Origin of the sequence: Pedomonas sp. V897, assembly GCF_051304405.1 — a bacterium.
Taxonomy (GTDB): domain Bacteria; phylum Pseudomonadota; class Alphaproteobacteria; order Sphingomonadales; family Sphingomonadaceae; genus Pedomonas.
Map to the genome: position 1 here is coordinate 392,076 of NZ_JBPPGG010000003.1, position 6,887 is coordinate 398,962.

9 protein-coding genes are annotated in these 6,887 nt (G+C 59.5%); 3 read left to right on the forward strand and 6 right to left on the reverse strand.

All coding sequences use genetic code 11. The features are described from left to right. Window positions 1-22 precede the first annotated feature (22 nt). Window positions 23-553, forward strand: coding sequence for a bifunctional adenosylcobinamide kinase/adenosylcobinamide-phosphate guanylyltransferase (cobU, locus tag ACSJJU_RS10660; protein ID WP_435915415.1), 531 nt, complete (start codon window positions 23-25; stop codon window positions 551-553). A gap of 73 nt (window positions 554-626) precedes the next feature. Here cobU and ACSJJU_RS10665 read toward each other — a convergent pair whose 3' ends face one another. The 6 genes from ACSJJU_RS10665 to ACSJJU_RS10690 all read right to left on the reverse strand — a co-directional run bounded on the left by ACSJJU_RS10665 (window position 627) and on the right by ACSJJU_RS10690 (window position 5,083). Then, on the reverse strand, window positions 627-1,115 hold the full coding sequence (locus ACSJJU_RS10665) for a hypothetical protein (protein WP_435915416.1): 489 nt from the start codon (window positions 1,113-1,115) through the stop codon (window positions 627-629). After that, entirely contained in the window at window positions 1,112-1,717 is a 606-nt protein-coding gene (locus tag ACSJJU_RS10670; RefSeq protein WP_435915417.1) for a hypothetical protein, read from the reverse strand. Before ACSJJU_RS10670 ends, ACSJJU_RS10665 begins: the two co-directional genes overlap by 4 nt. Then, window positions 1,714-2,202 (reverse strand): hypothetical protein, encoded by a 489-nt coding sequence (locus ACSJJU_RS10675; protein ID WP_435915419.1) that lies wholly within the window; start codon window positions 2,200-2,202, stop codon window positions 1,714-1,716. Before ACSJJU_RS10675 ends, ACSJJU_RS10670 begins: the two co-directional genes overlap by 4 nt. Before the next feature lie 120 nt (window positions 2,203-2,322). Then, window positions 2,323-2,835 carry a hypothetical protein gene (locus ACSJJU_RS10680; RefSeq protein WP_435915421.1) on the reverse strand — a complete coding sequence of 171 codons (513 nt, stop codon included), beginning with the start codon at window positions 2,833-2,835 and terminating at the stop codon, window positions 2,323-2,325. Window positions 2,836-2,993: 158 nt separating this feature from the next. After that, window positions 2,994-4,781, reverse strand: a complete 1,788-nt coding sequence (locus ACSJJU_RS10685; protein WP_435915422.1) for a relaxase/mobilization nuclease domain-containing protein — start codon at window positions 4,779-4,781, stop codon at window positions 2,994-2,996. Then, the gene (locus tag ACSJJU_RS10690; RefSeq protein ID WP_435915423.1) at window positions 4,778-5,083 is read right to left on the reverse strand and encodes a hypothetical protein; all 306 of its coding nucleotides are present in this window, start codon (window positions 5,081-5,083) and stop codon (window positions 4,778-4,780) included. Before ACSJJU_RS10690 ends, ACSJJU_RS10685 begins: the two co-directional genes overlap by 4 nt. Window positions 5,084-5,431: 348 nt before the next feature. On the opposite strand from ACSJJU_RS10690, the gene ACSJJU_RS10695 reads away from it, so the two are divergent. Further along, window positions 5,432-5,863 carry a hypothetical protein gene (locus ACSJJU_RS10695; RefSeq protein ID WP_435915424.1) on the forward strand — a complete coding sequence of 144 codons (432 nt, stop codon included), beginning with the start codon at window positions 5,432-5,434 and terminating at the stop codon, window positions 5,861-5,863. 2 nt (window positions 5,864-5,865) lie between these two features. Then, on the forward strand, window positions 5,866-6,783 hold the full coding sequence (locus ACSJJU_RS10700; protein WP_435915425.1) for an AAA family ATPase: 918 nt from the start codon (window positions 5,866-5,868) through the stop codon (window positions 6,781-6,783). Window positions 6,784-6,887 lie beyond the last annotated feature (104 nt).

Below are 6,887 nucleotides of genomic sequence, written 5' to 3' on the forward strand. Positions count from 1 at the left end.
TATAATGTCAAGGCAGCAGTAAATGACCCTCTCATCTGTGCAAATCCTTTTTGTGCTGGGCGGCGCCAGATCCGGCAAAAGCCGTTATGCGCAGGCGCGCGCCGAGGCCATCTCTGGCCGCCGCATTTACATTGCCACGGCGCAGGCGTTCGATGTGGAAATGGAGGAGCGTATTGCCAAACATCAGGCTGAGCGTGGTGAAGGCTGGGAGACGCTTGAGGCCCCGCTTGATCTGCCGGAAGCCATTGTCGCCAGCGCGGCGCCGGACCGCGTTGTGCTGGTCGATTGCCTGACGCTCTGGGCCTCCAATCTACTCTTGGCAGATCAGGACACCGAGGCACAAACCGAGCGCCTCATCCAGGCTCTTGGCAGGGTGACAGGGCCGGTCGTTCTGGTGGCCAACGAGGTGGGTCTTGGCATTGTGCCGGACAATGCGCTAGCCCGCCGCTTCCGCGACATTGCCGGACGGATCAATCAGGCAACCGCTGCCGCTGCGAACGAATGCGTCGTTCTGTTTGCAGGTCTCCCTATGGTGCTGAAAGGCGGGAAATAGGCACGACCTGCAGCTTCGACACCGCTCAAAGCATGAAGCAACGACAGCACTCTTCGGAAATGCAGGTCACTATTCATGAAATATTCACATGATACCGGGCCTGATAGCTGAAGGCTGCAGGTCGATCCCCGCTGTTTTCTAATCGCTCAAGCGCCGCCCGCAACTTGGGCGACAGAAACAGATCAGCATACGGCACGACACCATCAGCGCCTCGGGCGAGCGTTGCCAAGTGTGCCAGATTCCTTGTCCAGTGCCGCGACAGTGAGCGCCTCGCCTCGCTTTCGCTACGCGCCAACACAGCTGCGAAGTAGACTGTCAGCCCCTCTCCCGTGGCATCATCCGTCACTGTCGCCAAATAAATACCCTTTGGGCCACTCACCTCTGGCTCCTCCTGCTCCCAAGGGAAGGCCTCAGGCTGCACCTCAGGGATCACCAGTTCCGGATCATCCAGCAAGCGCAGTGCCTCATCGACCACAAGTTGAAGTCGCTCCGCGTTCTCCCTACCCAGGCTGGCGAGGTGTCGCGCCAGCCGTTGGATTTGATCGGGGTTGGACTGGTTCATGCCACACCTCCCTCTGTCACAAGCGCCTGCCAGGCAGCCCAACACTCTTCCTGCCCTCGGTCAGAACAAAGCCCCTTGTCAGTGGCCCCAAACCCATTGGCCGTGAGCTGACGCGCCGGAACAATCACATGGATGTGCGGTGCGTTGCCTGACCCGGCGATCCCCGGATTGTGCAGCACGATCACAGCAGCAAGACCCCGCTCGCCCGCAAGATACTCCAAGGCAAAGGCGCGCACGCGCTCCCAGCCGACATGGAGCGGCTCATCTCCCGGCAGAGTAAACTTCATCTGTACAAAGGCATGCTGTTCATACGACGGCAGCGTTCGGTCAAAGCGATCAAGCAGGAACGCCAGATTCATGTAATCGCCAGACGCAGTTTTCGGCAGGACAAGGCCCGCCCGCAATGCCTGCCCGAACTCTGGATCGTTGCCGGGTTTCAGCTTCTTCTGAACCCACGGCGCAATGCCCGGCCTATTGTCGCTGGAGGCCCACCAATAGCGGGTAAAGTCAAAGTTCGGGTACACGCCGCCACCATTGATGAACGAGCGCAGCTCAGCCGCCGTGTCCGAGGCAGCAGAAACAAGTGCAGTCATGGAGGTCATGCGTTCCCTCCTTCCGCATGGGCAAGAGCGGTGCCGTTAAATGCGGGCGGCACAGTTTCCGCCACGCCAGCGGTTGAAAGGCTCAGATGCAGCTGGTCGCTCTTTGGTGGCACGAGAAGCCGACCATCAGGACCGCTCTCCAGCCTGTAATTGCAAAGCCAGCCAGTGTGGTGGGCAAGGCGGATATCAACGCTCACGCCGCGATCGACATCCATGCGAACCAGCAGGACAGAGACACCCATCGACGCGGCCGCCTCAGCGGCCTCCGGCCGGAGCAACGGCGCATGGCATGCTGTCCCCACCAGCAGGACACCGCAGTGCGGCAGCAACACACAAGCGGCCAGCTGCTCCTGGGTGTTGCGAGGGGCAGAGACCTCCTGCCCCTGGATCATAGCCACAATCTGCAACAAGGCATTGCGGACCTGAGGGCGAGTGGGCGGCAGCCGACCTGCACTCACGGCCACGTGCATCAAAACTTCAGTCATGTATCGAATCCCAACAAGCGGTCCCGCGCAGTTGAACGGAGCGAGGGCCACACTTTTCATTTCTCTTTGTCCAACCACCTTGGGTTGAACCAGGCTTCAAACAGTCAGACGGAGCGAACCTCAGTCCTGCTCCGCCATCTGCAACAGCAGGTCGTCGCCGCTGCGTACACCGGACCTCCATTCGGCCTCGCTGTTCCAGGGGACAGCACCTTGCCTCAGCCAACCTCGCTCAAGGCAAAGCGCTTCCGGCTCCAGCGGGCAGGATACTGGATTGGTCACAAACCAGATCCTGTCATCCGTGGCGATGAAAAGCCTGAGGCCGCTGTACCAGATCAGATGTCCTTGCGAACAACGCCCGATCATGAACTGCCAGGTAAGGTTTCCGGTCGTCGTGAAGCTGGGCACCACGAGGATTGCCGTACAGCGCGTCTCGTTCAGGATCGATACCAGTCCGCGAGGCATGGCCCAGGCAACCGGGATCAGAACCATGTGAGCATCGGGGTCATACGGATATATACTGATCGGCCCCAGAAGCAGTTCGGGATGCGGGGCAAAACGCCAGCCCGCGATGCGTGTGAGCGCACGCGCGCCCTTCTCCGCCAGCCTCTGGCGATAGTCTGTTCTCTTCTGCATGTTGAAACTTCCTTGCCGGTGGGGCGGCTGCCTTCCCCTGCCGGGAGTCATTTTTTTCATTTTCTTATTTCAGCCACTTCACCTTCTTTCCCACCTCAGAGACCGTGCGGGCGGCGCGAGCTTATCCCTACTAAGCAATCGTCGGGCCGTGCCGACCATCACCTGCCACGGCCATTCTGGCGTTGCCATTGCCAGAGTTGCACCAGATCCACCCCCTCTTCAGGAGCCGCGTCTGCGCGATCGATCTCCGCCTCTTGCCGGGGTACCTCAGCTGGTTTCTGAACGGGAGCTGGGCTGGTGGCGGGCACAGGAACTGAAACGGGTGTCTGTGGAACAGTTCGAACCGTTTCTGTTCGGACCGTGCGGCCTCGCTGAACTGGCGGCACCAGGGGCTGGTTGTCGACGCCCACCAACTGGATTTTCTCCCTTTCTGCAATCTGTGCACAGAGTTCCAGAAACCGGGGCGAGCCTTCGGCCCGCACAACATCCCAGCGCCGCGCTGCAAGCGTCAGTGCCAGCCGCACCGAAACCGGATCGACCGAATGCACGATGATCACGCTGCGGTAGTCCGTCACCATGAGCGCGCGGTTGGTGTCGTTATGATACTGCGTGGCAAAGCCCCGCCGCCGCGCAGAAATCGCCTTGTCATCGAGGCGCACGCTTGCCGGACGTTCTGGCATCTGAGCGCCTGCCGGAATGAAGAGCGAGGGCAGCTGGACAGCAGGCGCAGCGATCGGACTGGAGGCTGCCAGCCATTGGGCAGGATCGAGACGGGCCTGGGCAAAGGCGTCGATCGCTTTGGCAAAGGCACTGCTCAGTGCACGGCGTGCTGAAGCAAACTCTGCGTTGACTGCAGCTTTCAGCGCCTGAAACATCTCTGGCGGCAAGGAACCAGGCAGAGAAGCCAGGGTTGCCTGACGATGCGCCTCAAGGCGTTTGAACTGCTCGGATCGCAGCTGACGAATACGGGCAAGTTCCGTGCGGCAGGCTTGCTTGTAAGCTTCATATCCAAGGCTTGGCGGACGCTGATCTGGAACATAAGGCCCAAGCCGCTTTTCCATGGCCTTGAGCGATGCGTGTCTTCCCAGAGTACTGGCCTTGATCTCCTCCCGGCCCAAACGAACGACCGCGCCGCTGCCCTTGCGTTCGTAAGCTGCTTCGAGTTCGGCAAGCCGCCCGTGCAAGTCCTGCCAGTCAGCAGCATCGCGCAAGGCCTCGAGCAGCGCAGCCCGTTGCTCTGAAGGCAACCGGCCGTCTTGCCTGCCCTCCACCTCCTGTCTGCGTTTCCCCCTGCCCTGCTTATCGACAGGTCTATTGGTACGGGCGTCAAAGAGGCGGCCTTGCCGCGCAAAGTACAGCGCCCCTTCTTCCTGCTTCCATCCCTGACGGTCCTCGATCAGGGCGATCGCCCGGTGCGCTGCATCAATGTCCCAGCCATCGCCAGCCTGCAACGCCTTGCCTGTTGCCGGGTCAATCCGGTTGACCATGATGTGAATGTGATCGTTGTCGGTGTTGGCATGGAGCGCCCAGATGGCCTGACATCGCTCAAGCCCGAGGGTCTCCAGAAACAGCCCGACCGCCTCTTTCGCCTGCTGCGGATCAGGGTGCTCGTCCTCCTGCCAGGAGAGGACATAATGCTCGATCGGATTGCGCGAGCGCGGCGCACGCGCGGCCACGGCCAGCATCTCCATCTGCCATTCCGGCAACGCCGGCCCCACCAGGCTGAGGCTGCCATAAGCCTCGACCTTTTCTCCGGCGAGAATACCATCAGCAGTATCGCCCATGTCGAGGACATAACCGGACAGAGCCGCGACACGGGCGGACTGGCGCAGCTGGTCGACATCAGCATCAACGATGTAATTGGAGAGCGCCAGCACGCGGGCGGCAAGCTGCCGCGTGGAGCCTCGAAGCTCCCTCACCTGCGATCGGATGCGCTTGACGATCACAGGACCAATTCCTGGCGAACCAACCTCAGGAGTTCCTGCAAGGCGGCCTTGAGATCAGCCTCAGTAACAGGATCTAACTTCTCTTGTCCGATAATTGTCCGCTCGATCGCAATCAGACTCCCCAAGGCCGCCAAGGCGACATGAACCGGACGCTCCCGGCCAAACAGTCTGTCAGCAATGAGAGTCGATACCGTGATATGACGCACAGCCGCCTCCACTGCCAGCTGATCGGCTTTTTCGGCAGAGAGCCGAACCGACACAGTGCGTGTCGCACCCTTGTCCTTTTTCTGTCGAACCGTCATTTGCAGCTCCCCACACCCTGCGAGAAGCTCCTGCGCCGAGCACAAAACCGGACATGTTTACATGTCCCATCCTGCATCAATTTTCCTTCACGACAGCCGACAGACGTCGGCCGGTCATTGGACAAGACCTGACAACATACCGATCGGACAAGAATCATACGCAGGGAATTTTTCATGTGATCTTCTGTCTGGACAGTGATGGACAATTTTTAAGCGGGTGAAGGTGCCTGTGTCGGTCTCAAAGTGGTTCCAAGTGGTTTCAAGTGGTTCCAGCCTCACTCGCGGCTCTGGCCAATAGAAAATTGCCGTGCCCATCTGGCTTGGCATTCGACACAGTGGAGACAAACAATGCAAAAGACACACACTCCCGACAAAATTGCCGAGCGCCTGCGCGTGCAGCCGAGCCGGCACAATCGCAAGCAGACAACTGCTGCACTTGTGCGAACCTATTACGAAGAAATCCGTGCCGCCCGTTCTGCACCAGGCCATTTGGCTAAAACCTGGCCTGAGATTGCCCAGGATTTATCAACCGAAAAGCCCATTCTCGCCGGAACCGTGTCCCGCGCTTACAACCGTGTCAGAAGTGAACGCGGCAGGGCTGGAACCCCGAGCCAGTCATCACAACGACGTGCCTCGACCGTGGCAGACGCGAAGAAGACAAGCGACCTGTTCAGCACAACTGAGACCGCCTCTACGCACCCGACAGAAGAACGACGCAGTCCATTCGGACACCGCATCGACACGATTGGAATGACCAACAGCAAGACTGAGGAGGCGTAAGCATGCGGCAAGTCAACGTGATCATCACTCAAAGCGAAAAGGGCGGTTGCGGCAAAACCACGATTGCCGATGCGATCTCTGCCGGACTACGAGCAGCAGGGCGTACCGTCCTGAATATCGATGCCGACGACGGCAACCGGGGGCTCGTGCGCCGCACTGGCAAATCCTCCGCGCAAGTTCTGGCATGGCAGACACCGGCACAGGAAGTCGATGACTGGCTAGAACAGAATCTTGGCGATCACGAGGTTCTTCTGATTGATTGCGGTGCCAATCTGCTGGCCAGCAGAGCCCCTCTCACCTGCTTTCTGGATCGACTGGTGAACCGTGTCCTTGAGCACGGCGGAGTCATTCACCCCTTGGCAATTGCTTCCACCAACTGCCCCGGCACCGACCGTCTCACGCGCAATATGCGCGACGCATTCGAGGACTATGGCAATGTTCGTCTGATCTTGAACAACCAGGATGGCTCAAATGCCTTTGAGCTGTCTCCGATCGTTCTCGGCATCAAATCTGCAACATTTCCGCATATTCCCGGAGGTATCATGGCCGCCCGCTTGCTGTCTGCGCGGCCGCTCATCGAAGTTCTGCAGAACCCGCCCGAGGGATACACGTTCGCGATGAGCTGGATTGCGCGCATCGTCTCTGGCTTTCTGAAGCAACCCATTATTGCCGAGATCGTTGGAAGCAACGCCAGCGATCTGATCAGCAGATTGGCAACAACCAGCTGCGGACCTCTCTGGTTTAACGTCAAGACGCTCCAATTGGCGTCGGATGAAGCCCTCCTGGCCAACACAAACGTACACGCTGCACAGCAAAACCTTCGCCATCTGAGCATTACGTATGATGGCGATTCCGAACGTCTGGCTCAGGCAGCACTGGCGTGGACCACAGCTGAGAAAGCGTTCTACAACTTTGTCTAGCCTGACCATCATGGACGCGGGGGGGGGGGGGGGGGGGGGGGGGGGGGGGGGGGGGGGGGGGGGGAGAGGAGGGTTTCCTCTCCCGTTCTTTTTTTTTTTTTTGC

Coding starts and splice junctions, on each gene's coding strand:
- cobU (WP_435915415.1), top strand. CDS start 23: ATGACCCTCTCATCTGTGCAAATCCTTTTTGTGCTGGGCGGCGCCAGA.
- ACSJJU_RS10665 (WP_435915416.1), bottom strand. CDS start 1,115: ATGAACCAGTCCAACCCCGATCAAATCCAACGGCTGGCGCGACACCTC.
- ACSJJU_RS10670 (WP_435915417.1), bottom strand. CDS start 1,717: ATGACCTCCATGACTGCACTTGTTTCTGCTGCCTCGGACACGGCGGCT.
- ACSJJU_RS10675 (WP_435915419.1), bottom strand. CDS start 2,202: ATGACTGAAGTTTTGATGCACGTGGCCGTGAGTGCAGGTCGGCTGCCG.
- ACSJJU_RS10680 (WP_435915421.1), bottom strand. CDS start 2,835: ATGCAGAAGAGAACAGACTATCGCCAGAGGCTGGCGGAGAAGGGCGCG.
- ACSJJU_RS10690 (WP_435915423.1), bottom strand. CDS start 5,083: ATGACGGTTCGACAGAAAAAGGACAAGGGTGCGACACGCACTGTGTCG.
- ACSJJU_RS10695 (WP_435915424.1), top strand. CDS start 5,432: ATGCAAAAGACACACACTCCCGACAAAATTGCCGAGCGCCTGCGCGTG.
- ACSJJU_RS10700 (WP_435915425.1), top strand. CDS start 5,866: ATGCGGCAAGTCAACGTGATCATCACTCAAAGCGAAAAGGGCGGTTGC.